Raw genomic sequence first — 26,079 nt, 5'->3', positions numbered from 1 at the left:
TGCAGGATTTCCGTTTTGCATTAAGCGAGGGTATACGCCAGCAGGTATTTTTTGCCACTTTGGTGCAAAATATCGAAACCCAAATAAAATCATCATCAATGATAAATGCCTTAAAACAGGCGATTGTTAAGCAGGAGCATTATTTATAAAGTTGTAAAGTGGTGTAATGTAATGTAATCCATATCTTTTTTCTCCTTTAAGATTCATATTATGAAATCTATAATTTTTTATTTTTTGTTTACATCCAAATTATATCTTGATAAAATGGATATGTACAATATCAATTTCGAAATCTACTATTCATATTATGAATAACTAGGAGTTCTTTCATGTTAAACTTATCAGATCTTTATCAATTTGTAACCTATGCAGACTGCGGTACTTTATCTGCTACAGCCGAAAAACTTCATATTTCCCAGCCGACCCTTACCAGAACCATGCAGCATGTAGAAGAATCTTTTGGTGTTCCACTATTTCATCGTGGTAAAAACCGTATTGAATTAACCGATACCGGAAAAACTGCCGTAGAGCAAGCCCGATCACTGCTTGCTGAAGCCGAAAAAGCAATTCAGACTGTACAGACATTTGAACGCAATCAACATATGATTACCATTCATTCCTGTGCCCCTGCACCCTTATGGTCATTACTGCCTGAGCTTTCACGCAAATTTCCCGAAAACATTATTTCCTCAAAATTGACTAATATAGATGAAATAATTCAAAATGTGATATCTGACAATGCAGATCTCGGTATTCTGCCACGGTTCTGTTCACATAAAGATCTCCTTTGCATTCCTTATCTTAAGGAGAATCTCTACGTCTGCATCCCGAAAGAACACAAACTGGCAGAGCATTCACAGCTAAGTCTTTCACAGCTTAACGGCTTTAACTGCCTTCTTCGCGATGAAATTGGCTTCTGGACAGACCTGGTAAAAGAGAAAATGCCTGCATCCCGTTTTCTGGTACAAACAGACGAATTTGAATTCGAGGAACTTGTACGAACCTCCACATTATTATGTTTTTCCAGCAGCATGGATACCAATCTAAATCAGACACAAAAAGGACGTAAGCTGATTCCTTTAACGGACCCGGAAGTTAATGTTACCTATCATCTGATCAATTCCGCTAAAAGTGCTATTTTGCAATCGAAGTTGCAATGGCTGCAATAATAAATGTCTCTTTTACTCTCATAATGCCTGTATAAAGCGCCTTTGGTCATACTCAATTTGCCAGCAATCTGACTGACAGATACTGCTTCGTATCTTTCGCAAACAGCTGGAGAGCCACATTCAAAATCTCTTCCTTTGTATTTCCCATCAGATTTCCTCCTACACGCAAAAATAAACGATCGTTTATCTATATAAAAGTAAACGGTCGTTTATTTGTCGAGTAAAACAAAAAAACATTTTAATCAGCTCATATCTGTCGGCTGAATTTTCCCAATATGATATTTTTCCAGAATGCTGCTGAATTCTGTTTTGTTGGGAACAGCATTCGTGGAAAATACGAGATAATCCGTTCCCTCTATACGCAAATCGAAACTGCTTTGACAAAACCGTTTCTTTCGTAAAAGGTAATTCTCTGTACTCTTTGCGTATTGTTTTCTGCGGATTGATCCGGTTTTTCTACATTGAGTATGATTTCTCTGCCTCTGGCTACCTGTTTCAGTTCATGGATAATCTGGCTTCCGTATCCTTTTGAACGCTGCTGTGCATTTACAGCAAAATACAAAAGAAAAATCATCTTTTCTGATTCAATTTTATTCTCAATTTCTTCTTTACTCATCAGGTAGTGTTCTCCTTCATCTACCTGCATGGTATATCCCAGTACGCCAGATGTCCTCGGAACAATCGTAATTTTTGTAACCGGCGCTGAATTACTTTGTTTTGCGGCAACCAGCGCATGGCCGATCTCATGATAAGACACAATTCGTCTCTCTTTTTCGGACAAAACAGCATTTTTTCTTTGATAACCGGCAATGACCGTTTCTACACTTTCTTCAAGATCTGCCTGCGATACCGTCTCCCGTCCCATACGCACTGCACGCAAAGCTGCTTCATTAATCCTGTTTGCCAGTTCTGCACCGGATGCACCGGAAGTAGCCCCTCGCAATCGTCATAAAATCTACATCTGCAGGGCATCGGATTTCTCCCTTTACTCTTGACAGTTCTTTCTTTACCTCAATAACCTGATCTACAAGCTGATCAATCTCTCTGTTTTCTTTCTCAATTTTTTCCAAAACAAATTTCCCAACATCACAAAATTTCTCTAAAAGTTACTGCTCCATATGATCCAATTGCTTTGTCAGACAATCAATCTCCAGTCGTTTTTCTTCTAAACCTCTATCAGACAATCATACATCCTCCTTTCCCCTAGAACCGCAAATTCTAACTGGTAATATTTTCAAAATAACCAGTCGGAAACAAAACAGATCCAAGATAAATACGAATTACTGTATTACTGTCTGAATGAAATTTCTAAAGAATTAGATTCATTAATGGAAACTCATGCTCCAAAAGATTTTTTTATTATTCTATTAAATATCTGTCAGGAAAAAGAGAAGATTTTTTACAATATCTTCGAGACGGAATTCAATCCGGAATTACTGGAATTGTTTTATCGATTTTTCAGCAAATATATCGCTTTGACCTTAGAAGAAAAACTTGCCAAAGGCACTTTGCTTCCTGGCCTGTTGAATCTGTAACTGTCTTTTATGTAAGTGGGCTTGTTGGAATGACTCTTCGCTGGATCAAGAGTAATTATCGGTTATCAAAAGAAACGTTGGCTTTTTGTCAGTATCGACTTATGAAAGACATTCTCTAAAACAAAAATGACTTCCATATACTGCTGAAATACAGTATATGGAAGTCATTTACAACCGTAAGATCAATCCGATTATTTATCTTCATGTTCCTTAAGATAATCAGCTTTTCCCATTTCATAAAGGTTATTACCTTCTGAGTCAATGATGACTACAAGAGGCATATCCTCCACGTATAATTTGCGAAGTGCTTCTGCGCCAAGATCTTCATATGCAATAAGCTCTGCTTTTTTGATACATTTTGCAAGAAGTGCACCTGCGCCACCAATAGCTCCGAAGTATACACCATCATATTTTTTCATAGCTTCTACTACTTCCGGAAGACGGGCACCTTTTCCGATCATTCCTCTTGCTCCGACAGACATCATAGTCGGTGCATAGGCATCCATACGTCCGCTGGTAGTAGGACCTGCCGAACCGATAACTGCACCTGGTTTTGCAGGAGTAGGTCCTACATAATAGATAGTTGCATCTGTAGGGTCAAATGGAATCTTCTCACCTTTTGCAAGGGCTTCACACATTCTTTTATGTCCTGCATCACGGGATGTATAAATTGTACCTGTTAATAATACCTGATCACCTGCATGGAGAGTCCTTGCCAGCTCTCTTGTAAGTGGAAGTGTGATTTTCTTTCTTTCCATCTTAGATTACCTCCGTTTTATGACGGGTTACATGACAGTTGATATTCACTGCACATGGCATACCTGCAATATGAGTCGGCATTGTCTCAATATTCAGACCGATTGCTGTTGTCTTTCCGCCGAATCCCTGTGGGCCAATTCCAAGTTTGTTGATCTTTTCGAGCATTTCTTTTTCAAGATCTGCATAGAACGGATCCGGATTCTGGGAATCTAAAGGTCTCATCAGCGCTTTCTTTGCAAGCAACGCACATTTATCAAAAGTTCCTCCGATACCAACGCCAACTACCATTGGAGGACATGGATTAGGGCCAGCTGTTTCTACAACTTCAAGAATGAAGTCTTTGATACCCTGTAAACCTGCTGATGGTTTGAACATACGGATCTGGCTCATGTTTTCACTTCCGAAACCTTTCGGTCCAACTGTGATCTTTACCTGATCTCCCGGAACGATTTCTGTATAGATCATAGCCGGTGTATTGTCCCCTGTGTTTCCACGACGTACCGGATCTTTTACAACGGATTTTCTTAAATATCCTTTATCATATCCGCGACGAACACCTTCATTGATGGCATCTTCAAGGTTTCCACCAACGAAATGCACGTCCTGTCCGATTTCAAGGAAGACACATGCCATTCCTGTATCCTGGCAGATCGGCACATCTTCATTATCTGCGATTTCAAAATTTTCAATAATATTATCAAGTACACCCTTGGCAATCTCTCCATCTTCACATGCACGACAGGTTTTGATCGCACATTTTACATCTTCCGGAAGATGCTCGTTGGCTTCGATACAGAGCTTTTCGATGACATCTGTAAGTCTGCTTACTTCTATCTCACGCATATGTATGAGCTCCTTTCTGATATGGCTGCAAAATCATTCTCTGGTGAAGCAGATAACTACAATCCACTTCAATTAAAATTCCTGTTGGCCTTTTTCAATAGATTCCGGGAAATTTTCCCAGAATCTATATATATTTTAATATTATATTATATTTTTACTGTAAATATCAACCGGTTATCTTTGAAACTACATAATTACAAGTTAATATAAACTTATGAAGCCTATGCCCCTAATCTACATTTACACTATTCTTTCTAATACACATTATCTTTCGTGACGGGCATATTCCGGAAGCAGCAATGGAGATACTTTATCAGTATGTAATCCTGCTTCTTTCAGCTCTTCTGCATATGAGTAAATGTGGTTAAGATTCATTTCCCCAAGTTCCACATTTTTGCATTTAGCAGCTGCTTTCTTTCCGGCATTTCTTCCGAATACGATTACATCCAGAAGAGAGTTACCCATCAGTCTGTTTCTTCCGTGAATTCCACCTGCTGCTTCTCCCGCAACTAAAAGGTTTGAAATTTCTTTCGTGAATCCGTCTCCATCTATTTCAAGACCGCCATTCTGGTAATGAAGTGTCGGATAAATAACGATCGGAACTTTTCTCATATCAATACCATAGTTCATGTACATACGGAACATGGCAGGAATTCTCTTTTCGATGGTTCCTTCTCCACCCAGGATTTCGATCATAGGAGTATCAAGCCATACACCTTTACGGCCACCGGGAACCTCTACACCACGTCCCTCCTCACATTCACGGATAACACCGGAAGCATTTACATCACGGGTTTCCAGCGGATGAATGTAAGCTTCTCCGTTTGCATTTACAAGCTGGGCACCAACGGAACGAACTTTTTCAGTTACCAGTGCGCCGAGAATCTGTGACGGATAAACAGCTCCTGTCGGATGATACTGGATAGAATCCTGATAAAGAAGGGATGCACCAGCTCTGTATCCAAGTACAAGACCATCTGCAGTTGCACCATAATGATTGGATGTCGGGAATCCCTGGTAATGCATTCTTCCTGCACCACCTGTTGCGATCACGACTGTTTTTGCTCTTGCAACAGAATAATCACCTGTTTCCATGTTAAAAAGAACCGCTCCTGCAGCCTGGCCTTTTTCATCTTTCAGAAGTTCAACGGCTGAAGTAAATTCAACTACCGGAATACCAAGGTTAAGAACTTCGTCTCTGATCGTACGCATGATCTCTGCTCCGGAATAATCCTTTGCAGCATGCATTCTCTTTCTGGAAGTACCACCGCCATGTGTTGTAACCATGTTTCCTTCCGGATCTTTATCAAATTCCACACCAAGGTCATTGAGCCAGTGGATCGCATCCGGAGCTTCCATTACAAGTCTCTTTACCAGTTCCGGCTTTGCCGCGAAATGTCCGCCGCCAAAGCAGTCAAGATAATGCTGTACAGGAGAATCATTTTCTTTATCTGCTGCCTGGATTCCACCTTCAGCCATCATTGTATTTGCATCACCGATACGAAGTTTTGTAACGATCATAACGTTTGCACCTGCGTTGTGCGCCTCGATCGCACAGGAAGAACCTGCGCCGCCGCCACCGATTACAAGTACATCTACATCATAGTCAATTTTTGTAAGATCAATATTTTCATTTACCAGACGGCTTGTGGAATGAAGCATTTCTGCCAGCTCCAGAGGCGCTTTCTGTCCTTTGTTTGGTCCTACCTTAATTTCTGCAAACGCATCCGGGTTATAGTCTGGATGGAATTTCTTAAGAAGGGCATCTTTTTCATCAGCTGTCAGACGTCTTGGCTCAGTTGCCATACGCTGTGCTCTTGTAGCCTCTACCTTTTTGATGGACTCCATCATATTTTCTGGATATGGTGCATACATTTTTTACGCCCTCCTTATTTCTCAATCTCTCTGTTATTGTAAAGTTCCTGCATTTCTGTAATAGGTTTCTGCATGATCTGCTCGATCAGATCATCAAATTTACCTTCGTGAATCTCTTCTACACGTTTTTCCAGATGTTCACTCTTAGGTGCAATATATTTACCTGTGAGACGTCTTGCCAGAAGACCTACCATCGGATGAGAGATACCAGCCGGACATCTTACGGAACAGCATCCACAGCTTACGCAGTCAAAGGATTCCTCAGCACATTTTTCAAGTTCGCCTCTCTGTGCATAGGCGATGTACTGCATTACATTTAAATCCTGTGTACAGGCTTTTGTACAGGCATTACATCCGATGCAGCTGTAGATTTCCGGATAAAGCTCCATCATTACCTGCTGATTTGGCTGAAGCTCTTCTATATTATAAAGTCTTTTATCTGTAGGGAAGAACGGAATACTTGCCACATACATTCCTTCCTGAACCTGTGTCTGACAGGCAAGACAGGTTTTCAGCTCATTCTGACCTTTGATTCTGTAGATGGTTGCACAGGCTCCGCAGAATCCGTGTCTGCAGCCACAGCCTCTTTTTAACGTATAACCGGCATATTCCATGGCAGTCATAATTGTAAGTTCTGCAGGTACACTGTATTTCTTACCGAAAAAATATACGTTTACCATATTGTTTTCCATTTGAGATTACCAGTCCTTTCTATATATCTATCTGTTATCCTCAGTGCAAGCATGGCACATTCTTTCCCGTAACTTTCTGCACTGCTCATTGCTTATCAATACTCATTAGGGAGTTCATCAATCTCATCACATCTGAATACCGGGCCGTCTTTGCAGACATATTTGGAACCGATATTGCAGCGGCCGCATTTTCCTACACCGCATTTCATACGAAGCTCCAGAGTTGTGTATACCTGTTCTCTGGAGAAGCCCAGTTCTTCCAGTCCTGCAAGAACGAACTTGATCATGATCGGCGGTCCGCAGACAAGTGCTGTCTTATTTGTATCAAATCCGATCTCTTTTAAATAGGAAGGAACAAATCCAACATGTCCGTCCCAGCCTTCCTGTTCACGGTCAATTGTCAGATAAACATTTACTCCCTCTGCTTTCATCCAGACTTCCTGAATTTCCTTTAACTGTACAAGGTCATCGGCAGAACGGGAGCCATAGAGGATATCTACTGTTCCGTAATCTGCACGGTTATCCAGTACATAGTTGATAACAGAACGAAGTGGTGCAAGTCCGATTCCACCTGCGATAAACAGAAGGTTCTTTCCTTTTAATTTATCTTCTACAGGAAAATGATTTCCATATGGTCCGCGGACTGTGATCTCATCACCTACCTGAAGGCTGTGAAGATAATCAGTCAGGACACCACATTTTTTGATACTGAATTCCTGATATTCTTTATTTGTCGGTGAAGAGGTAATGGAAAACATACCTTCGCTGACACCTGGTGCACAGACCATTGCACACTGACCAGGCATATGTTCAAAAAGCTTTCCACCTTCAGGAGCATTTACGCGGAATGTTTTAACATCTGGTGTCTCCTGACGGATATCTGTGATCACGCCAACTTTCGGAATCAGTGTATCTAATGTATAATTTTTATGGCAGGTACATTCGCTCATTATTTTTCACCTCCCTGATTTTCAAAAGCTTTGATAACTTTTACAATATTTAAAGAGGACGGGCATTTCTCTACGCAACGGCCACATCCTACACAGGAGAACATTCCCTTGTTGTTTACCGGATAGTAAACAAGCTTGTGCATGAATCTCTGACGGAAACGCTGCATCTGGCTGTTACGGTTATTACCGTGTGCCATCATGGTAAAATCTGAGTACATACAGGAATCCCAGCAGCGATAACGCTGTATACCATGTCCTGTATCATAATCTTTAATATCATAACACTGACAGGTCGGACATACAAAGGTGCAGGTACCACATGCCAGACATGGTTTGTAAAGTTCTTCCCATACAGAAGAATTAAAACGGTCCATGTAATCTTCCTGTCCCCATCCTTCCAGAGAAAGATTGGAATATGGAAGTTTCTCTACGATCGTACGGATTGCAGTTTTCTCTGCTTCCACTTTTGCTTCATCTGTGTCTGTAAGAAGTTCTGTAACTGTTTTTGTAAGAGCCTCACCTTTCTCTGTAAGAGGTTTCCAGTAAAGTTCTCCTTCGATCATCCATGTTGCAACATCTGCAGCCGGATCAGCGCAGTCAATACCAAATACTTTACAGAAACAGCTTTCTTCCGGTTCATGACATGCAAGCGCAACAATCGTTCCATGCTCTCTTCTTGCTGCATAGAAAGTATCGACCGGATCACTTAAGAATACGTTGTCCAGAACCTTTACTCCCTGTACATCGCAGGCTTTCATGCCGAACACAACGAAATTTTTTTCCTGTAATGCCTGTGGCTCGATGGAAATATTCTTTTCTTCTTTTTTACAGGTGTAAAGATTTTCACTCTGTGGAAAGAATGCATCTTTTGGTGATTTTACGGTTTTTAAAGTATCAAGACAAACTTCTGCATCTTCACTCCATGCTTTGAAGTTTACCTGATCACTGACTTTAACCGGTAAATATAAATCCTGATCTGCGGCAATCTTCTGGAATAATGCCGGCAGATTTTCTACTGCTATCTTATACATACATTATCCCCTTTCTGCCACGATTCCTGGCTCAACATCTTCAAATGTAAAGTTTGTAAGAGGTCCTTTGGAGGTAGTATCCTCTCCAGCCTGATATTCTCCGTAGAACTCATCAATGTCTTTGATAAATTTACGGTTAAACAGGTGAAGCGGGATTCCCTGCGGACAAACTCTGCTACATTCACCGCAGTCTGTACATCTTCCTGCCACATGGAATGCACGGATGATATGGAACATCTTTTCTTCGAAAGAGTCAACATTTGCTTTCTGTGCACTGTCAAATTTATTGCTGTCAAATACACATTTACGGCAGCTGCATGCAGGACAGACATTACGGCAGGCATTGCACCGGATACATTTGCTTAACTGGCTCTGGAAGAATGCAAATTTTTCTTCCGGACTCATTGCTTCAATTTTCTCTACTTCTGCAAAACGATCTGCATCTTTTGTCTCTTTAGACTCGCCGATGAGTTCATCGTAAATCTTATGTTCTTTGCCTTTACATACATGGCATCTTTCCAGCATGGCATCTTTATATGCACATGTTTTTTCGCCATAGATTGTCTGAACAGTCAGTGTTTCTGCATCATCTGTGATCTCTGCACCGGAAATGCTCTCGATGCCTTTGATTCCCTGTTTACGGATCTTTTCGATATCCAGTTTTCCTTTACATCCAACACCGATGATATATGCTTTTTCACGGTCTACTCGATGCTCTTTGATCAGCTGATTGAAACTGTATGTATCACATGGTTTTAAACAAACCAGTGTTTTACCTTCCAGTTTGGATGCTTCGACCATATATTTGCTTAAGTTTGCACCGCAGAATCCGTTATATACAAAATTTTTCAGAGATTCTTCTGTCTCAAAGTAAGCCGGTTCCGGATTATAAGGCAGATCTCCGGCTTTCCATCCCAGAACTCTTGCAACGGTTCCGTCAGCAAGCAGTTCTTTTGCACGATTTATCAGCTCCTGCATCTTAAATCCTCCAATCTTACGTTCTTACCAAGAGAATGGATCTTCTCTGCAAACTCATTCATTGTCTGGGAGAATTTCACGCCTTCAGCGGCAGAAACCCATTCTACACGTGTTCTTCCATTTTCCACACCGATATAATCCAGCATGGAGAAAAGAAGTGTCATACGTCTTCTTGCGTAGTAGTTACCTGTGCTGTAATGACAGTCTCCAGGATGACATCCACACATGATCACACCGTCAGCACCTTTCTCAAAAGCACGGAGGATGAACATTGGATTGACACGGCAGGAACATGGAACACGGATGATCTTTACATCAGCCGGATAAGAAAGACGGCTGCTTCCTGCAAGGTCTGCACCTGCGTAACTACACCAGTTACAGCAGAATGCTACAATCTTAGGTCTGAATTCTTCGTTTGTTTCTATCGACATATTGCATCTACCTCCGCGATAATCTGTCTGTTGGAAAAGCCTTGCAGATCCATTGCACCAGACGGGCAGGCTACTGTACATGCACCACATCCCTGGCAAAGTGCTGTGTTTACAACGGCTACTCTTCTTGTTTCACGGATACCGTGGTCATTTACTTCTTTATCTTCATAGGAAATTGCTCCATACGGGCAGACATTTGCACATGTAGAGCATCCGTTACATAACAGCTCATCAGATTTAGCTGTACATGGGTTGGTTGTCAGCTTGTCTTTTGCAAGAAGGCCAATTGCCTTAACTGCTGCCGCACCAGCCTGTGCTACTGTCTCCGGAATATCTTTCGGTCCCTGGCAGACACCGGAAAGGAAGATACCTGCTGTTGGAGATTCTACCGGACGAAGTTTTGCATGGGCTTCTGTAAGGAAGTTATTGGTATCAATACTTGCTGTAAGCATTGTCGCAATTTTACGGACATCCGGATTCGGTTCAATGGCAGTTGCAAGAACAACCATATCTGCTTTCTTAAGAACCTGCTTGTTATCGATCAGGTCAGATCCCTGTACAAGAAGACTTCCATCCGGCTGAGGAATTACTTTTCCTACCTGACCTTTGATGTAGTTTACACCGTACTGCTCTACTGCTCTTCTGTAGAACTCATCAAAGTTCTTACCCGGTGTACGGACATCAATATAGAATACAGTTACATTTGTATCCGGATATTTATCGCGGATTAACATTGCATGTTTTGCTGTATACATACAGCAGATTTTGGAACAATATGGTTTTCCTCTGTCATCGGAGCAACGGCTTCCCACACACTGGATAAATACAAGTTCCTTCGGAGCTTTTCCATCGGAAAGGCGCTCTAAGTGTCCCTTTGTAGGACCTGCTGCATTCATAATACGTTCCAGTTCAAGAGATGTGATAACATCTTTGCTCTGGCTGTATGCGTATTCATCATATTTGTCAAGTTTAATGGTATCGAAACCTGTAGCAACTACGATCGCACCGTATTTCTGTGTTACGATCTCATCCTGCTGATCGTAATCAACGGCACCTGCCTGACATACTTTGGAACATACACCACATTTTCCGGTTTTAAACTTAATACAGTTCTCACGGTCAATAACCGGAACATTCGGGATGGCCTGTGCAAATGGAGTGTAAATAGCTGTTCTGTTATTTAACCCTCTGTTAAATTCATTTGGTATTTTCTTAGATGGACATTTTTCCTGACAGACACCGCAGCCTGTACATTTGTCCATATTTACACTTCTTGCTTTTTTTCTGATGTCAACAGTGAAATCTCCTACGAATCCACTGACATGTTCTACTTCACTGTATGTATAGATATTGATCTTCTCATGAGCTGCAGCCTCTACCATCTTAGGAGTGAGGATACATGCAGAACAGTCAAGTGTCGGGAATGTTTTGTCAAGCTGTGACATTCTTCCACCAATACTTGGAGTTTTTTCTACAATATCTACTTCATAGCCTGCATCAGCGATATCCAGGGCTGTCTGGATTCCGGCGATACCGCCGCCGATGACCAGGGCTCTCTTGGTAACACGGCTCTCTCCTGGCTGAAGAGGAGTGTTTAAGTTGACTTTTGCGATTGCTGCTCTGGCAAGGATCACTGCTTTCTTTGTAGCTTCTTCCATATCCTTATGGATCCAGGAACAATGCTCACGGATGTTTGCAATCTCCACCATGTATGGATTCAGACCAGCTCTCTCTGCTGCTTTTCTGAATGTTGCTTCATGCATACGTGGAGAACATGAACAGACAACCACACCCGTCAGGTTCTTTTCTTTGATGGCTTCCTGAATCTTAGCCTGACCTGCTTCTGAGCACATGTACTGGTAATCTTCTGCATGAACGACACCCGGCTCTTTGGCAGCTAATTCAACAACTTTTTTTACATCTACCGTAGCGGCGATATTACTTCCGCAATGACAGACAAATACACCAATTCTCTGCACGCTGGCTTACCTCCTGTATCTTCTGAATGCACTTACCAGAAGCTGCTGTGGCACTTCCGGATCAAGAAGCTGTGGAATCTCATCTGCTGTCAGGTAGTCTCCGCCCTTCTGACGAACAACCAGCTGTCTTGCAGCATCAATGATCTTTCCAGGTTTTACATCTCTTGGGCAACGCTCTACGCAGGCAAAGCAGGAAAGGCATTTCCAGAGAGATTTTGAATTGACAAGTGCTTCGATATCTTCGTTTACAACATAGGATACAAACTGATGTGGTTTGATATCCATTTCATTGAAGGAAGGACAGGTAGCAGAACATTTTCCACATTTCATACATTTCAGCGGATTGGTTCCTGAGATTTCTTTAATCTTTTCTGCTGCTGAATGATTATCTCTCATTTTGCCACCTCCTCTTTTACTCCGAGGGCTTCTGCAAGCAGCTCTGTGAAATAATATACAGGCAGATCGCTGGAAGCATTTTTATTTAAATTATATTTACACAATGGACAGGCTGTGATCAGCATATCAGCTCCAAAACCTTTCGCACTGTCTTCGATTTTCTGACACATATTCTGGGACATTTCTTTTTCCTTAAGAGAAATGTAACCACCACAGCATTCGTTCCTGTATGGATAGCTCACCGGTTCTGCACCAAGTGCACGGATGAAATCTTCCATGATCGTAGGATTCTCAGGATCATCAAATGCCATGATCTTGCCCGGACGTAACAACAGACATCCATAGTAAGCTCCGACTTTCTTTCCTGTAAGCGGATTTACCACTTTCTCTTTCAGCTTGTCAAAACCAACCTTATCACGAAGTACTTCCAGATAATGGAGTACGGTGGTCTCCCCTGTGTAAGGCTCTTCAAGCTGCATATAATTGTTTGCTCTGGTGCGGATATCTTCCACATTTTTCATATCATCATTGACACGTTTGATCACGTGATGACAGGCAGAACAGATTGTCACCAGATCCTGGCCTTTTTCTTTGGCCTGATTAAGAGCACGTACGGAAGAAAGTTTTGTAGCAATTTCATCTGTTCCCAGAGGATAAACACCTCCACAGCACTGCCAGTTTTCAATCTCTTCCAGTTCAAACCCAAGTGCTCTGGCGCTGGCTCTGGCATATTCATCCAGATCTTTCGCCTTGTTCTTCAGGGTACAACCCGGATAATAACTGTATTTCATACTTAACATTATCCTTTCTTAGCTGTTTAGATAAAAATTGTTTATTTTTTAACGAAAAATAACAAAAAATATAAATCAAGACTAATACAATTACTTTTTATATCTTTTTTAGAATACAAAAAATAAAAGAGTTCGCACACCCTTCCTCCGCCTTAAGGAGTGTATCAGCTCGATTTCCTGCGTCTAAGCATATCACATTGACAACATTTTAACAAGTATTTTTGATATTTTTTTTCATTAAAACAAATCGATACATTTTCTCTCGATATGATTCATCCGTTTATAATCAATCAAGATCAATCTGAGCAATAATTTCTTTCAGTGCAGCTGCACTTTTTTTCAGCTGTTCAATCTCCGCTTTTGTCATCCGCATCGGAACTTTACCCTGCACACCGTTTGGCCCTACCAAAGTCAGCGTACTTAAACATACATCTTCAATTCCATATTCCCCATGCATCATAGTAGATACTGTAGAAATAGACTCTGAAGAAGATACCAGCAGACTGCAAAGTTTGCATACAGAGGAAGATACCGCATAAAAAGTTGCTCCCTTCTTTGCAATGATTTCGCCACCTGATTTCTGTACATACTGAACCATTGCTTCTTTGTCGATCGGTTCGATATCTTTTCCAAGTTTCTTCTCCAGATTATAGTACTCATCTACACTTACACCGGAAATATAGGCTCCTGACCACGGAATAAAGGAAGTGTCCCCATGCTCGCCAAATACATACGCATGAATATTACTTTGTGCGATATGAAAATGCTTGGATAATCCGCAGCGCAGACGCGCAGAATCAAGGATTGTACCAGAACCAAGAATCTGATTTTCAGGAAGTCCGGAAATCTTGGTAAACACATAAGTCATAATGTCGACCGGGTTGCTTACGATCAGATAAAGAGCATTTGGTGCCGCTTTTACAATTTCCGGTGTAATGGCTTTCAGAATATTTACATTTGTCTGTGTAAGTTCCAGTCTTGTCTGCCCCGGCTTACGTGCAATACCAGAAGTAATGATAACAATATCCGAATTTCTGGCATCCGTATAATCTCCGGCAATGATAGAAATAGGATCTCTGAAGCAGGTTCCCTGAATGATATCAAGAACTTCTCCTTCTGCCTTCTCTTTGTTGATATCGATCAGAACGATTTCTGATGCAATATCCTGACTTGATAAGGTATAGGCGATCGTGGCACCAACGCTGCCAGCTCCAATGATAGTAATTTTACTGCTCATAGTGTAATCCTCCTTTGCTTATAACAAAATTTATTTCTAAACGATAACACATTGCTAATAATTTAACAAGAGGTTTTGTATAAATACTGAATAATTTTTTCATTAAAAAACGCAGGGCAAAAATCCTTTTTGCCACAGAAATGCTCGAAGAAGATATGAAACTTAATGTTCCTAAAGGTTCATTTGGCTCAACAGCAGTTAACACTCTTATTCCTATTATTGAAAAGCGGGAAAGAAACAGCGAGGAGCGTTCCCTGAAAACAAGAATCGGAACTCAATTAAGCATCCGGGCTTCCGTAAAAAAAATCAATTAACTTTTTAACCAGACTTTTAGATGAGAAAAGGAGCTTGTTGCACTGAGTAATTCGTGCATCAGCCCCTTTGCTTTTCACTGATATAAATTTCATATTTTTATATTAGTACAAATTAATTTTCTTTTCGATAAGCTTTTCGCCTTCATACTGCAGCTTTACAGAAAAAAATCGTTCTTCTCCAGAAAGGAGCAGATCAAGAAATACTTTATCTCCCTCCCACGCCGGAAGCTTCGGTACCATTGTTTTATCAACCCAGCAAAGCTCTCCCTCGTCACATTCGATCAGTTCACCCGTATATCCATCCGCTGTAAATACACACATAAGTTCCGATTCACATTCACTGTTGACAAACGTTACCAGACCACGAAGTCTGTAAGACGTAAGTGTAAAACCTGTCTCTTCCTTTACCTCACGTACCAGACATTCTTCCGGAGTTTCCTGGCTTTCCACATGTCCGCCAACTCCGATCCATTTGCCTTCATTGATGTCATTACGCTTTTTTACTCTGTGAAGCATCAGATATTTTCCGTTATTTTCTATGTAGCATAAAGTTGTCGTCGTCATGTGCTCTCCTTTTCGTTTCAAAAAAACTTTTCAATTCTTACTCTCTTTCCCACGCATTTGCAAGATTTCCAGCAATATTTCATAAACTGCCATATTGTTCTTTACCACCAGCGCCAGACTTTCTCTTGCCTGGTTCAGCAAATGAAAAAGCTTTCTCACATCAGAATGGCCGTGAAAATGCTCTGCTCTCAGGTAGCCCTTTTCATCGTAGTAATACTGTTCATCCAACACGATTGCCAGTTTTTCAGAATCCCGCACTGCCAGCATACTGATCTGTTCTCTATTCTCCACAGTACGAATCTGAAATCCCCGCCATTCAAGATCTTGCAGAAGATTTTCTTCTTCTTTTTCGTCATTCGCATACAGCACTGTAATATCAGGATACCATCTTGAGCTCCTTTTTTCGGGAAGATGCATCATATTCTGAATAAACGATGAAAGTTCCGCATTTGTACGAATGCGGTTGGTAAGATGAAAGCTCTGGATTTCCGGTAAATTTCTGATCATTTCTATTGTACTGTGATCCATTTCTTCCGGTGAGATCATGTCTTCTGAATCGCTTGAAAAAATCACCGGTCTGTTTTGACTTTTCTTTAACAGAATCAGCAGCTTTTCTTCTGACAAAAGATGTGCCTCATCTACCAGAATACTGCTGTAACCGCTCAGATCCGTTTCTTCTTCCAGCTCACTGTCAGACAGAAAATCAATTCGCCGCAGACGCTCATGAAGAAGCTTCCATTCCTGCCCTGCTTCTCCACAGTGAATGATACAGATCTGCTGCCGCCCGGAAAGCTTCATCCCAATATCATAAAGCAGCAAGGTTTTTCCGGTTCCCGGAAGTCCGCTGAAATGAAAATATCCTTCCCTTTTTCCACGAATCCGCTTCAGGATCTGACGTTCAATATCTCTCTGCTGAGAAGTAAGGAAATACTCTTTTCGCAGAAAACGCTCCGGTTCTGTCAGTGGAGAGATCAGATACAGCTCTGCCTGAAAAAGTTCCTCAATATCTCCCTTATAATCCTGTCCTTCTTTTTCAAGTGCACTGCAAAGCTGTTTCCAGTCACCTTCCACAATATGATCATGGTTGGTCAGTCTCACCAGCCGGTCTTCACTGCTGATATATGTATATGAGAAGATCGGTTTCCCCAGAGCAGACAGATAATACCTGTTCTGGATCAGCTGCCTGCGGATGTCGTCATCTGATACCCTTCCACTTTTCAGTTCAATGTTTACAATCTGATCCTCCTTGATCTGGAGAAGATCAAACTCTTTTCCAAGCTTCGGAATCTGAAACGAATAGAAAAAACGGAGTTTATAAAACTCCTGCATATGTAACTCCAGTTGCTTCACCAGAGCTTTCATGCTTCCCAGCTCCCATTCTTTTATTTTGAGAAAAAACTCTCTGCCTGAAAGCTGACGTTCCAGTTTCTGAATACATTCTGCAGACTGATTTCTTGTAAGTGCATAGACAGATATTGATTTCATATTTTTTTTACCCCGAAAATTGCGATCAGTGAGCTTAAAAGCAGAAACAGCGGATAAAAAAGCTTCGGCATGATCTGAAAAGCAGAAAGCTCACACCCCAGCTCATTTGCCGCAGAAATAGCAACCAGCATCTGTGCTCCATATGGGATCACTCCCTGGAAAATACAGGAAAATGTATCCAGTATAGATGCCGTTTTTCTTGGAGTGATTTTATATTCAATCGCCATCTCCTTTGCAATCGGATTCGCCATAACAATAGCTACTGTATTATTCGCTGTTGCAATATCCATAGCTCCGACAAGCATCCCCATTCCAAGAAGGCCGCCTTTTTTCCCCTTAAAAAGTCTCCGGATCCCGGATAAAAGTGCCTCGAAACCGCCGTGCTCCCTGATCAGGGCACACATGGCAGCTACAAGAATCGCCACCATACATGTCTCGAACATTCCGGAAACACCGGAACCGATATTGGTCAGAAGCTCTACCGGTGTGATATGTCCGCCAAGAAGCATGATCAACGCACCCGAAACAATTCCTATCAGGAGTACGATAAATACATTGATTCCGATAATTCCACCAATCAGTACAAGAACATATGGAAAAATCTGTGTAAGATGATACGGCTGTACAACTCTTCCCTGAATTTCCGTCTGGAATGACAGAATAAGAATCAGAAGTAATGTGACAACTGCCGCCGGAAAAGCGATCCAAAAATTTTCCCGGAATTTATCCTTCATCTGACATCCCTGTCCATTGCAGGCCGCAATCGTGGTATCGGAAATAAAAGAAAGGTTATCTCCGAACATCGCACCACCCATCACCGAAGCAACACAGAATGCCATGTCAAAGCCAGATGCTCTGGACACAGCTACTGCAATCGGTGTCAGCAAAGTGATTGTTCCGACAGAAGTACCCATGGCCACGGATACAAAACAGGCAACCACAAATAATACTGCAACTGAAAAACGTGCCGAAATCAGGGACAGCATGCAATACGCCACACTCTCCGCACTGCTGCGCCCTACAACCCCAACAAAAGATCCGGCTGTAAGAAAGATCAGAAGCATGGTAATGATATTTTTATCTCCCACACCTTTCGCCATGATATCCAGCTTTCTGTCAAAACTGACCTCTCTGTTCTGAACACAGGCCACCAGAATTGCTGACAGAAATGCCACAACAATAGGCACGTTATAAAATCCCATGGGGATCTTCATTATATACTCAAACAGAATTCCAAGTCCCAGATACAGAACCAGGAATACGCCTATAGGCAGCAACGCGATTACATTTCCTTTTTTCTTGATTTCATTCATAAAACAATTCCCTTTACTTATAATTATTTTGGTCTTTCAGTCAGTACCAGAAGCTGCTTATTATCATAACACATTTCCTGATTTCTGTCCTGCTGATGCAAAAAACTCTTTTTATTTCAAGATTTTTCTAAACTAAATCGTTCATTCCATTGAAATCCAATGCTTTTTTCAGTATAATTAGGCTTAGACAATTGTGAAAAGATATTTAAAAGGATTATCATTATGGATCTTTTCGCAGTCACTAAAGGAGGAATATGATTATGGCAACATGGAAAAATCTGGATACTCTTGCTTCTTATGGTAAGCTTACCGGTCTTAAGGATCATGTAAACATTGCAGAGGCAATGTCCGGCGAGCAGGGTGCAGAACGTGTGAAGAAATACAGCGCACCAATGGCAGCAGGACTGGCTTACAACTACGCAGCCAAAGAAGTGGATGAAACTGTTCTGGACGCACTTGCTGAGCTGGCTGATGAGGCACAGCTGATCGATAAATTCGAAGAGTTATACAACGGCGCAGTGATCAACACAGGTGAGAAACGTATGGTTCTTCATCATCTTGCACGTACACAGCTTGGAAATCCTGTTGTTGTTGACGGTGTAGACAAGAGAGAATTCTATCTTGCACAGCAGAAAAAAGCAGCTGATTTTGCAAACAAAGTACACGCTGGTGAGATCACCAATGAAAACGGTGAAAAATTTACAACCGTTGTACAGATCGGTATCGGCGGAAGTGATCTCGGACCACGTGCATTATATATCGCACTTGAGAACTGGGCAAAAGCGAACAACACCTTCAAGATGGAGGCAAAATTCATCAGCAACGTGGATCCTGATGATGCAGCAGCTGTTCTTGCATCTGTAGATCTTGCCCATTCTCTTTTCATCGTTGTATCCAAATCCGGTACAACACTTGAGACTCTGACAAATGAGGCTTTTGTTAAAGATGCCCTCACCAAAGCAGGTCTTAACCCATCCAAGCATATGCTCGCTGTAACAAGCGAAACATCACCTCTTGCAAAGAGCGATGCATACCTTACAGCAATCTTCATGGATGACTATATCGGCGGACGTTACTCTTCTGTTTCCGCTGTAGGCGGAGCGATCCTTTCTCTTGCATTCGGACCGGAAGTATTCGCTGCGATCCTTGAGGGAGCTGCTGAGGAAGACAAGCTTGCAACAAACAAGAATCTTCTTGAGAATCCGGATATGCTGGATGCCCTGATCGGTATTTACGAGAGAAATGTACAGGGATATCCTTCTACAGCTGTTTTACCATACTCCCAGGCATTAAGCCGTTTCCCTGCACATCTCCAGCAGTGTGATATGGAGTCCAATGGTAAATCTGTAAACCGTTTCGGTGAGCCGGTTGATTATGTAACAGGACCTGTGATCTTCGGTGAGCCAGGAACAAACGGACAGCACTCTTTCTATCAGCTTCTGCATCAGGGAACTAACATCGTTCCTCTTCAGTTCATCGGCTTCAAGAAGAGCCAGCTCGGTGTTGATGTTGATATCGAGAACAGCACAAGCCAGCAGAAACTCTGTGCTAACGTTGCAGCTCAGATCGTTGCTTTTGCCTGCGGTAAAAAAGATGAGAATCTGAACAAGAATTTCGAAGGCGGACGTCCTTCCAGCATCATTGTCGGTGAAGAGCTTACACCGAAGGCTCTTGGTGCACTTCTTGCTCACTTTGAGAACAAGATCATGTTCCAGGGATTCGTATGGAACCTGAACAGCTTTGATCAGGAAGGTGTTCAGCTTGGTAAAGTTCTTGCCAAACGTGTTCTTGCTCATGACACAGATGGTGCACTGAAAGTTTACAGTGATCTTCTGAACATCTGATAAGCAGATATACACCGCCCCGGGAAGCATTTTTCGGGGCGGTTTTTCTGTATATGTTATCTCTGATCTTGAAAGGAATTTTACAAATATGAAGCAGATAAGAATGATCGGACTTGATCTGGACGGAACACTTCTAAATACCCAAAAAGAACTCACAGAAAACACCCGTCGCGTTCTTACGGAAGCTATTGATTCTGGTATTCTGGTTCTCGTGGCTACCGGCCGTCCTTTTACAGGCATTCCGGAAGAGCTGAGAACTTTTCCCGGAATCCACTATGCCCTCACTTCCAACGGAGCCAGAGTACTGGATACAGACCATAACAAGCTTCTCATTGAACATCTTCTCCCCATGGAAAGTGCCAAAAAAGCTCTCCGGATCTTTGAGAAATACGATACCTTAAGCGAGATCTATTTTGACGGACAGGGATATGCCGATGCTGCCAAACTCGATGAAGTGGGAAAATATCATCACGATCCTAATATGTGGAATTATGTACGGACCACACGTATTCCGGTCCCTGATATCTGGGATGTCATCGCAAAAGAAAACCGCAATATGGATAAGGTACAGGCTCTTTTTGCAGATATGGATGAGCGAGAGCAAGCCTGGAAAGAATTAAGTGAATTAAAAGAACTGGAGCTGGTAGGTTCTTTAAGCTACAATATCGAGATCAATGCAACAGGTGTCAATAAAGGAACTGCACTCGTTGCACTTGGAGAAATGCTTGGTATTCCAAGGGAAGCTATTATGGCCTGCGGAGATGGCGATAATGATGTGCACCTTCTCCGCGAGGTTGGTTTCGGCGTAGCCATGGCCAACGCACAGCCACAGGTAAAAGACGCTGCGGATTATATTACTTCTTCCAATGATGAGGAAGGGGTTGCCCGTGCCATTGAAAAATTTGCTCTTTCATAATTTTTTCAGGTCAGCTTCCGGATCCATTTATAGCTTCGGAATCTCAGAAATACCGGTATACATTTAAAAATCTGATCGGACTGTACAGCCACTACTACCCATTCCACCGGTACCTTCCAGACAAATGCTGCCAGAAATGACAGCGGCATAACGATTCCCCAGGTGGAGATCAGGTTCATATACATGCTGAATTTCGTATCTCCACCGCCCTGGATAACTCCCACGGAAACCGGCATCTGGTACGACATTCCTATCATCACTATGCTCATGATCATAATAAGATGATCCGCAAGTATTGTCGCTTCCTCTGTCAGGTTATACGTGGAGAGCAACGGGATTCTCAGTATAAACAAAAGTCCTGCCAGTACAACTCCTATAGAAATATCAATCACAGACAGGGTTCGTCCTGCTGCCCAGACCAGACCAGAAAAAATGACCGGTGAGGCCACTTTCACAAAATCGCCCCAAAGCTTCCTGTTTTCGGCATTTCTGCGGCGTAAAAAGATTTTCCAAAATGTTCCGCCGCGAAACAGCTGTACCTTTTTGTCTATCTTTATAATATAGATCAGTACTATAAGAAATTCAAGACTTCTGGCTGCCAGAGTTCCTATGGCAGCTCCTCTGATTCCCATTTCCGGAAATCCAAAATGTCCGAATATCAGCGTATAATTAATTCCGCCGTTTACGATCAGAGATACCACAGAAATGATAAAAGAGATCCGTACTGTCTCCACACTTCTCAGCATGGAGATCAAAAGATTGCTGATCAGAAACAGCACGAATGTCCATTTCAGTATTCCAAGATAATCCCGTCCTTCCGCAATAATATCCGGTGAAGTCGTAAAAAGAGACAACACCTGTTCCGGAAATACAGCACATATCACGAATATAAGTATAGTTGCAAAAAAACTGAAGCTTAGCGCAATACCGGTCAGTTTTTTTATTGTACCGGTATCTCCTTTTCCCCAGTACTGGGAGCACATGACGATCAGTGCGTTTCCAATGGCAATAGCCAGCTGATTGACCACAAAAAATATCTGATTGACAGTTGCAGCTCCGGAAAGTGCATTCTGGCTGTAGCTCCCAAGCATCATATTGTCCAGCATATTTACACTGTATGCCACGAGATTCTGCAGGGCAACCACGATCATCAGGCTGAAAAATGTTTTGTAGAAGTTTTTGTCTTTTATAAAAAATCTTTCCATGGTGCATCTCATCCTGCGATCGCCAGCACCACATAAACCACAATAGAAACCACACAATACAGCGAATTGGTCGTTGAGGCGTAGGCGCTGCTTTCCTTTTTTTTCAAGAATGTCTGCATACTGAAGGTTGCCGGTGAAGACATGTATGTAATGATCGCCAGGTTCAGAAGTCTGGAACTTCCGACCAGATATTTGACTGCAACAAGAACGCCCGCGATCATCAGTGCCTGAAGAATGATTCTCATCAGAATCGTTTTGATGCAGGGACGTATAAGCTCCGGAACCAGTTCCATGCTGTATCCCACAACAATGAGGATGATCGGCGTGATAGAAGTTGTCAGGATATTTTCCACTCCAAGATAACAGTCTCCGAAAGGACTCGCCACAAGGCGATCGATCACTCCTGTAAGACCTGCCAGGATTCCTAAGACTGTTCCGATAAATGCAGGTGTTTTTATGGCACTGAAAAACAGATTTCCTGCATTGATCTTCTCACCGTTTTCGATCTGCCCCAGCATACCCATATATATGCTGAATCCAAAGAGCAGTCCGGCGATATCCAGCACAGCGATCTGTGAAAGATTTTCACTGCCGCACAGACTTGTATACAAAGGATAGGCCATCATTCCACCTTCATAAATACAGACCAGAAACGGAAGATATTTTTTGTACGGCTCTTCCATAAAGGACCGCAGAAGAAATCCGATACCAAAGGAGACCACAAGCATTACAAGCATGATTGCCACCAGCATTCCGATCTTTCCGCTGTATTGCGCTGTGGCCAGAGCATGAAAGATTGCCACTGGAAGCATGATATTCGTGACCAGTGTTTTCATGTTGTCAATACCATTTTGATTCAGGATCTTACATTTCCGGCATAGAATTCCAAGAATGATCATGACCAGTACCGGCAAAACAATTTCCAAAACTTTCATTTCTTTTTCCTCCCCGTTATTTCCGTATCTTCAGGGTGCGGAGATATTCCTTCTGCTCTGGTGTGATACGATAGCTCTCAATGGCTTTCTGAATAGTTTTATTATGTGTCCAGGTATCCAAGCGCCTCTCTTCCAGAAACGGCAGAATTCGATCATACTGCTTCGCCAGGGCTGTGGCAAAGTACCAGGCACGCATCATATTTACGTAGTATTCCTCTGAATGAATTTGTGCAACCTTTTTTGGATATTCCATCCGGAATTCATCCTCCAGATAATATTTCATCAGCATGCTGATTCCAAAACGGATCGTATAAGTCCTGTCTGATCCTATCCAGCGATAAATTTCGTTTATAAAGATATCCAGGTGCTTTTTGACCACCCGCAGAGCGAGCATATCACAGGTTGCCCAGTTATCAATAAACGGAAGAAAACGTTCTATTTCCTCCATGCACCGGTCATAATCCCGGATCTGTTCCAGAAGAAGCCCGTGAAGATTATTTTCCTCATAGTATTGATGTGGAAGTGCCTTAAGAAATACTATAGCTTCCTCAGTTTTTCCAAATTTTTTTACAAATGTACGCAGCACTGGTGTACGGACGCCGATAAGCCTTTCCTTATCCACCGTTGGCAGCAGCTTTGCATGAAAATCTCTGTACCCCGGATCCTGCAGTTCAAAAAGTTTCTTCTGGACATCCTGGATCACATCTTCCTGTTTCATTTATCTTTCCTGCCTTTCAATAACAAAATGTTCATGTATAAACCTGAACTTATCATAACACATTTTTTCATTCCATTGAAGAATAAAAAACGATTGCCAGGACAATGACAACCGTTTTCCTTAATACACTGTGAAATTAATTTTTTAATATCTGGACCGGCGAATTACTGCTTCTGTCCATTCTGTCGCTGTTTCCTGATTCTGTAGAAATATCTTTTTTCCATTTCAGAAGCATGGCTGAATTGATAATAACCAGAACAGAACCCGCATTATGCACCAATGCGCCGACAACAGGATTCAAAACTCCGGTAATCGCAAGAATGATTGCAAGGAAATTCAGACTAAGGGAAAATACAAGATTACACTTAATCGTGATCATCATCCTTTTGGACAATGCAATCAGATGTGGAAGCTCTTTTACCTCATCATCGATCAGTGCAATGTCTGCGGCATCTACTGCAATATCGCTTCCAAATTTTCCCATAGCGATTCCCACATCTGCCTTTTTCAGTGCGGGTGCATCATTGACACCATCTCCTATCATGCATACTTTTTCATTCTGTTTCTGATATCTTACAATCCAGTCCAGTTTATCTTCTGGCATACAATTAGAATGTACTTCATGAATATCAAGCTGCCCTGCAATAGCTGTAGCTGCATTTCCGTTATCACCTGTAAGAAGAACAGGTTTCACCTGCAAAGCTTTCAGCTTTTTCAGCATGGATATACTTTCTTTTCGGATCGTATCTGACAATGCCAGGTATCCGGCAAACTGATAATTCAGCGCTATATAGATCACGGTACAGCCACGGTTCAGCTGTTTTTCAACTTCAGGCTTTATATATTCAGGAATAACTATATCTTCTTCCCGCATCATGGATTCATTTCCGGCATAAATCAGTTTATCTTCCACCTGGCAAAATAAACCTCTCCCCAAAACCATCTTAAAGCTTTCGCATGTCAGTAATTTCTCATTGTGTTTTTCCTTATAGCAGTTCACCACAGCTTTTCCAAGCGGATGTTCCGACATGCTTTCTGCTGCAGCACATATTACAAACAATTTCTCTTCTGGATATTCAGGCAGGATACTTCTTACCTCTATTACCTTCGGAGTTCCATGTGTCAGAGTTCCCGTTTTATCAAAAGTAATCCTGGATACTTCTGCCAGACGTTCCAGTGCATCCCCTTCCCGCACCAGGATTCCATGCTTCGCAGCATTCCCAATAGCTGCCATGATCGCAGTCGGTGTGGCAAGCACAAGCGCACACGGACAAAAAACTACAAGAATCGTCACTGCACGAATGATCTCTCCGGACAGAATCCATGTCAGTACAGCTGCTGTTAGCGCGATCACCACGATCCAGGTTGCCCATCGGTCAGCCAGTCCTACAATTTTTGCTTTTCCGGCATCTGCTGATTGTACCAGACGGATCATCCGCTGAATAGAGCTATCCTCTCCAACTTTTATTGCCCGCATTTCAAACGTTCCAAACTGATTTATTGTTCCGGAAGCAACCTCATCCCCCACAGTTTTATCTACAGGAAGCGATTCCCCTGTCATTACTGCCTGATTTACTGATGTCTGTCCTGTAAGTATCGTACCATCTACAGGAATTGTTTCTCCCGGAAGAATTCTCAATATCTGCCCAATTTCTACTTCCTCCGCCGGGATTATCTCTTCACGTTCTCCCTCCACGATCCTTGCTGTCTGAGGTGTCAGATGAATCAGTTTTTCAATTCCAGCCCTGGCTCTGGCAACAGTGATTTCCTCCAGAAGTCCACCCAGCTGCATGATAAAGGCCACTTCTCCTGCGGCAAAATCTTCTCCGATCAGAACAGAAGCGATCAAGGCCAGCGAAACCAGGACATCTGCTTTTATATCAAATTCTGTTACAAGTCCGATCAGCGCTTCCAGGACAATCGGAATTCCACAAAGAAGAATGGACACCCATGCAATATCAAACGGTAGTGGTACCACATCAAAAATACTTAATAATAAAGAGATTCCGGATATCACAAGAAACACGATATCTCTCTTCATTCCACCAGATTCCAAAGCGCCTTTCCATTTCTTCATTAATTCTTTCATTATATATTCGCCTCCTATGGCCTCATTATA

At 42.1% G+C, this 26,079-nt stretch carries 22 protein-coding genes and 2 pseudogenes; 3 read left to right on the top strand and 21 right to left on the bottom strand.

Features of this window, described 5'->3' with window-relative positions; translation table 11 throughout:
• Nucleotides 1–329: 329 nt before the first annotated feature.
• On the top strand, nt 330–1,169 hold the full coding sequence (locus WMO28_RS06980; RefSeq protein ID WP_349056518.1) for a LysR family transcriptional regulator: 840 nt from the start codon (nt 330–332) through the stop codon (nt 1,167–1,169).
• Between the two features lie 355 nt (nt 1,170–1,524).
• On the opposite strand, the pseudogene WMO28_RS06970 reads toward WMO28_RS06980, so the two are convergent.
• The 17 genes and pseudogenes from WMO28_RS06970 to WMO28_RS06890 form a co-directional block, all read right to left on the bottom strand.
• Nucleotides 1,525–1,743: pseudogene (locus tag WMO28_RS06970) on the bottom strand (GNAT family N-acetyltransferase); the annotation flags it as partial.
• Nucleotides 1,744–1,755: 12 nt separating this feature from the next.
• Nucleotides 1,756–2,134 (bottom strand): annotated as a pseudogene (locus WMO28_RS06965) (ATP-dependent zinc metalloprotease FtsH); the annotation flags it as partial.
• A 761-nt stretch (nt 2,135–2,895) separates the two neighbouring features.
• The gene (locus WMO28_RS06960) at nt 2,896–3,462 is read right to left on the bottom strand and encodes a Fe-S-containing hydro-lyase (RefSeq protein WP_349056516.1); all 567 of its coding nucleotides are present in this window, start codon (nt 3,460–3,462) and stop codon (nt 2,896–2,898) included.
• Nucleotide 3,463: 1 nt separating this feature from the next.
• Nucleotides 3,464–4,306 (bottom strand): fumarate hydratase, encoded by an 843-nt coding sequence (locus WMO28_RS06955; protein ID WP_349056514.1) that lies wholly within the window; start codon nt 4,304–4,306, stop codon nt 3,464–3,466.
• Between the two features lie 264 nt (nt 4,307–4,570).
• Nucleotides 4,571–6,181, bottom strand: a complete 1,611-nt coding sequence (locus tag WMO28_RS06950) for an FAD-dependent oxidoreductase (RefSeq protein WP_349056513.1) — start codon at nt 6,179–6,181, stop codon at nt 4,571–4,573.
• Nucleotides 6,182–6,195: 14 nt separating this feature from the next.
• Nucleotides 6,196–6,873, bottom strand: a complete 678-nt coding sequence (locus WMO28_RS06945) for a 2Fe-2S iron-sulfur cluster-binding protein (RefSeq protein ID WP_349056511.1) — start codon at nt 6,871–6,873, stop codon at nt 6,196–6,198.
• 95 nt (nt 6,874–6,968) lie between these two features.
• Nucleotides 6,969–7,823 (bottom strand): FAD/NAD(P)-binding protein, encoded by an 855-nt coding sequence (locus WMO28_RS06940; RefSeq protein ID WP_349056509.1) that lies wholly within the window; start codon nt 7,821–7,823, stop codon nt 6,969–6,971.
• Nucleotides 7,823–8,854 (bottom strand): 4Fe-4S dicluster domain-containing protein, encoded by a 1,032-nt coding sequence (locus WMO28_RS06935; RefSeq protein ID WP_349056508.1) that lies wholly within the window; start codon nt 8,852–8,854, stop codon nt 7,823–7,825. The genes WMO28_RS06940 and WMO28_RS06935 overlap by 1 nt, the downstream gene beginning before the upstream one ends.
• Before the next feature lie 3 nt (nt 8,855–8,857).
• Entirely contained in the window at nt 8,858–9,832 is a 975-nt protein-coding gene (locus WMO28_RS06930) for a 4Fe-4S dicluster domain-containing protein (RefSeq protein ID WP_349056507.1), read from the bottom strand.
• Nucleotides 9,820–10,263 carry a hydrogenase iron-sulfur subunit gene (locus tag WMO28_RS06925; protein WP_349056505.1) on the bottom strand — a complete coding sequence of 148 codons (444 nt, stop codon included), beginning with the start codon at nt 10,261–10,263 and terminating at the stop codon, nt 9,820–9,822. Before WMO28_RS06925 ends, WMO28_RS06930 begins: the two co-directional genes overlap by 13 nt.
• Nucleotides 10,254–12,242 carry a 4Fe-4S binding protein gene (locus WMO28_RS06920; protein WP_349056504.1) on the bottom strand — a complete coding sequence of 663 codons (1,989 nt, stop codon included), beginning with the start codon at nt 12,240–12,242 and terminating at the stop codon, nt 10,254–10,256. The genes WMO28_RS06925 and WMO28_RS06920 overlap by 10 nt, the downstream gene beginning before the upstream one ends.
• A 6-nt stretch (nt 12,243–12,248) precedes the next feature.
• The gene (locus WMO28_RS06915; RefSeq protein WP_349056503.1) at nt 12,249–12,638 is read right to left on the bottom strand and encodes a 4Fe-4S dicluster domain-containing protein; all 390 of its coding nucleotides are present in this window, start codon (nt 12,636–12,638) and stop codon (nt 12,249–12,251) included.
• Nucleotides 12,635–13,429: a CoB--CoM heterodisulfide reductase iron-sulfur subunit B family protein gene (locus tag WMO28_RS06910; RefSeq protein ID WP_349056502.1), complete on the bottom strand. Its 795-nt coding sequence runs from the start codon at nt 13,427–13,429 to the stop codon at nt 12,635–12,637. Before WMO28_RS06910 ends, WMO28_RS06915 begins: the two co-directional genes overlap by 4 nt.
• 286 nt (nt 13,430–13,715) lie before the next feature.
• On the bottom strand, nt 13,716–14,666 hold the full coding sequence (locus WMO28_RS06905; protein ID WP_349056501.1) for an L-lactate dehydrogenase: 951 nt from the start codon (nt 14,664–14,666) through the stop codon (nt 13,716–13,718).
• A 416-nt stretch (nt 14,667–15,082) separates the two neighbouring features.
• Nucleotides 15,083–15,544: an NUDIX domain-containing protein gene (locus WMO28_RS06900; RefSeq protein WP_178644437.1), complete on the bottom strand. Its 462-nt coding sequence runs from the start codon at nt 15,542–15,544 to the stop codon at nt 15,083–15,085.
• 30 nt (nt 15,545–15,574) lie between these two features.
• A complete protein-coding gene (locus tag WMO28_RS06895) occupies nt 15,575–17,029 on the bottom strand; it encodes a P-loop NTPase family protein (protein WP_349056499.1) in 1,455 nt (484 codons plus the stop codon).
• Nucleotides 17,026–18,342 carry a Na+/H+ antiporter NhaC family protein gene (locus WMO28_RS06890; protein WP_349056497.1) on the bottom strand — a complete coding sequence of 439 codons (1,317 nt, stop codon included), beginning with the start codon at nt 18,340–18,342 and terminating at the stop codon, nt 17,026–17,028. Before WMO28_RS06890 ends, WMO28_RS06895 begins: the two co-directional genes overlap by 4 nt.
• Before the next feature lie 260 nt (nt 18,343–18,602).
• On the opposite strand from WMO28_RS06890, the gene WMO28_RS06885 reads away from it, so the two are divergent.
• Nucleotides 18,603–20,186, top strand: a complete 1,584-nt coding sequence (locus WMO28_RS06885; protein WP_349056496.1) for a glucose-6-phosphate isomerase — start codon at nt 18,603–18,605, stop codon at nt 20,184–20,186.
• Nucleotides 20,187–20,274: 88 nt separating this feature from the next.
• Nucleotides 20,275–21,102: a Cof-type HAD-IIB family hydrolase gene (locus WMO28_RS06880; RefSeq protein ID WP_349056495.1), complete on the top strand. Its 828-nt coding sequence runs from the start codon at nt 20,275–20,277 to the stop codon at nt 21,100–21,102.
• A 5-nt stretch (nt 21,103–21,107) separates the two neighbouring features.
• Here WMO28_RS06880 and WMO28_RS06875 read toward each other — a convergent pair whose 3' ends face one another.
• From WMO28_RS06875 to WMO28_RS06860, 4 genes are all read right to left on the bottom strand, one after another.
• Nucleotides 21,108–22,307: an MATE family efflux transporter gene (locus WMO28_RS06875; RefSeq protein WP_349056494.1), complete on the bottom strand. Its 1,200-nt coding sequence runs from the start codon at nt 22,305–22,307 to the stop codon at nt 21,108–21,110.
• Nucleotides 22,308–22,315: 8 nt separating this feature from the next.
• The gene (locus tag WMO28_RS06870; protein ID WP_349056493.1) at nt 22,316–23,242 is read right to left on the bottom strand and encodes an AEC family transporter; all 927 of its coding nucleotides are present in this window, start codon (nt 23,240–23,242) and stop codon (nt 22,316–22,318) included.
• Nucleotides 23,243–23,258: 16 nt separating this feature from the next.
• On the bottom strand, nt 23,259–23,960 hold the full coding sequence (locus WMO28_RS06865) for a DNA alkylation repair protein (RefSeq protein WP_349056492.1): 702 nt from the start codon (nt 23,958–23,960) through the stop codon (nt 23,259–23,261).
• A 136-nt stretch (nt 23,961–24,096) separates the two neighbouring features.
• The gene (locus tag WMO28_RS06860) at nt 24,097–26,049 is read right to left on the bottom strand and encodes a heavy metal translocating P-type ATPase (protein WP_349056491.1); all 1,953 of its coding nucleotides are present in this window, start codon (nt 26,047–26,049) and stop codon (nt 24,097–24,099) included.
• Nucleotides 26,050–26,079: the final 30 nt, after the last annotated feature.

The organism is Blautia aquisgranensis (assembly GCF_040096615.1).
Taxonomy (GTDB): Bacteria; Bacillota; Clostridia; order Lachnospirales; family Lachnospiraceae; genus Blautia_A; species Blautia_A aquisgranensis.
This window is presented reverse-complemented; position numbering and strand designations above follow the sequence as displayed.

Bases quoted from the DNA above. Each gene is read 5' to 3' on its own strand.
- WMO28_RS06860 (WP_349056491.1), bottom strand. From the start codon at position 26,049: ATGAAAGAATTAATGAAGAAATGGAAAGGCGCTTTGGAATCTGGTGGA.
- WMO28_RS06865 (WP_349056492.1), bottom strand. From the start codon at position 23,960: ATGAAACAGGAAGATGTGATCCAGGATGTCCAGAAGAAACTTTTTGAA.
- WMO28_RS06905 (WP_349056501.1), bottom strand. From the start codon at position 14,666: ATGAGCAGTAAAATTACTATCATTGGAGCTGGCAGCGTTGGTGCCACG.
- WMO28_RS06870 (WP_349056493.1), bottom strand. From the start codon at position 23,242: ATGAAAGTTTTGGAAATTGTTTTGCCGGTACTGGTCATGATCATTCTT.
- WMO28_RS06885 (WP_349056496.1), top strand. From the start codon at position 18,603: ATGGCAACATGGAAAAATCTGGATACTCTTGCTTCTTATGGTAAGCTT.
- WMO28_RS06925 (WP_349056505.1), bottom strand. From the start codon at position 10,263: ATGTCGATAGAAACAAACGAAGAATTCAGACCTAAGATTGTAGCATTC.
- WMO28_RS06895 (WP_349056499.1), bottom strand. From the start codon at position 17,029: ATGAAATCAATATCTGTCTATGCACTTACAAGAAATCAGTCTGCAGAA.
- WMO28_RS06980 (WP_349056518.1), top strand. From the start codon at position 330: ATGTTAAACTTATCAGATCTTTATCAATTTGTAACCTATGCAGACTGC.
- WMO28_RS06880 (WP_349056495.1), top strand. From the start codon at position 20,275: ATGAAGCAGATAAGAATGATCGGACTTGATCTGGACGGAACACTTCTA.
- WMO28_RS06935 (WP_349056508.1), bottom strand. From the start codon at position 8,854: ATGTATAAGATAGCAGTAGAAAATCTGCCGGCATTATTCCAGAAGATT.
- WMO28_RS06930 (WP_349056507.1), bottom strand. From the start codon at position 9,832: ATGCAGGAGCTGATAAATCGTGCAAAAGAACTGCTTGCTGACGGAACC.
- WMO28_RS06890 (WP_349056497.1), bottom strand. From the start codon at position 18,342: ATGAATGAAATCAAGAAAAAAGGAAATGTAATCGCGTTGCTGCCTATA.
- WMO28_RS06950 (WP_349056513.1), bottom strand. From the start codon at position 6,181: ATGTATGCACCATATCCAGAAAATATGATGGAGTCCATCAAAAAGGTA.
- WMO28_RS06945 (WP_349056511.1), bottom strand. From the start codon at position 6,873: ATGGAAAACAATATGGTAAACGTATATTTTTTCGGTAAGAAATACAGT.
- WMO28_RS06910 (WP_349056502.1), bottom strand. From the start codon at position 13,429: ATGAAATACAGTTATTATCCGGGTTGTACCCTGAAGAACAAGGCGAAA.
- WMO28_RS06955 (WP_349056514.1), bottom strand. From the start codon at position 4,306: ATGCGTGAGATAGAAGTAAGCAGACTTACAGATGTCATCGAAAAGCTC.
- WMO28_RS06900 (WP_178644437.1), bottom strand. From the start codon at position 15,544: ATGACGACGACAACTTTATGCTACATAGAAAATAACGGAAAATATCTG.
- WMO28_RS06940 (WP_349056509.1), bottom strand. From the start codon at position 7,823: ATGAGCGAATGTACCTGCCATAAAAATTATACATTAGATACACTGATT.
- WMO28_RS06960 (WP_349056516.1), bottom strand. From the start codon at position 3,462: ATGGAAAGAAAGAAAATCACACTTCCACTTACAAGAGAGCTGGCAAGG.
- WMO28_RS06915 (WP_349056503.1), bottom strand. From the start codon at position 12,638: ATGAGAGATAATCATTCAGCAGCAGAAAAGATTAAAGAAATCTCAGGA.
- WMO28_RS06875 (WP_349056494.1), bottom strand. From the start codon at position 22,307: ATGGAAAGATTTTTTATAAAAGACAAAAACTTCTACAAAACATTTTTC.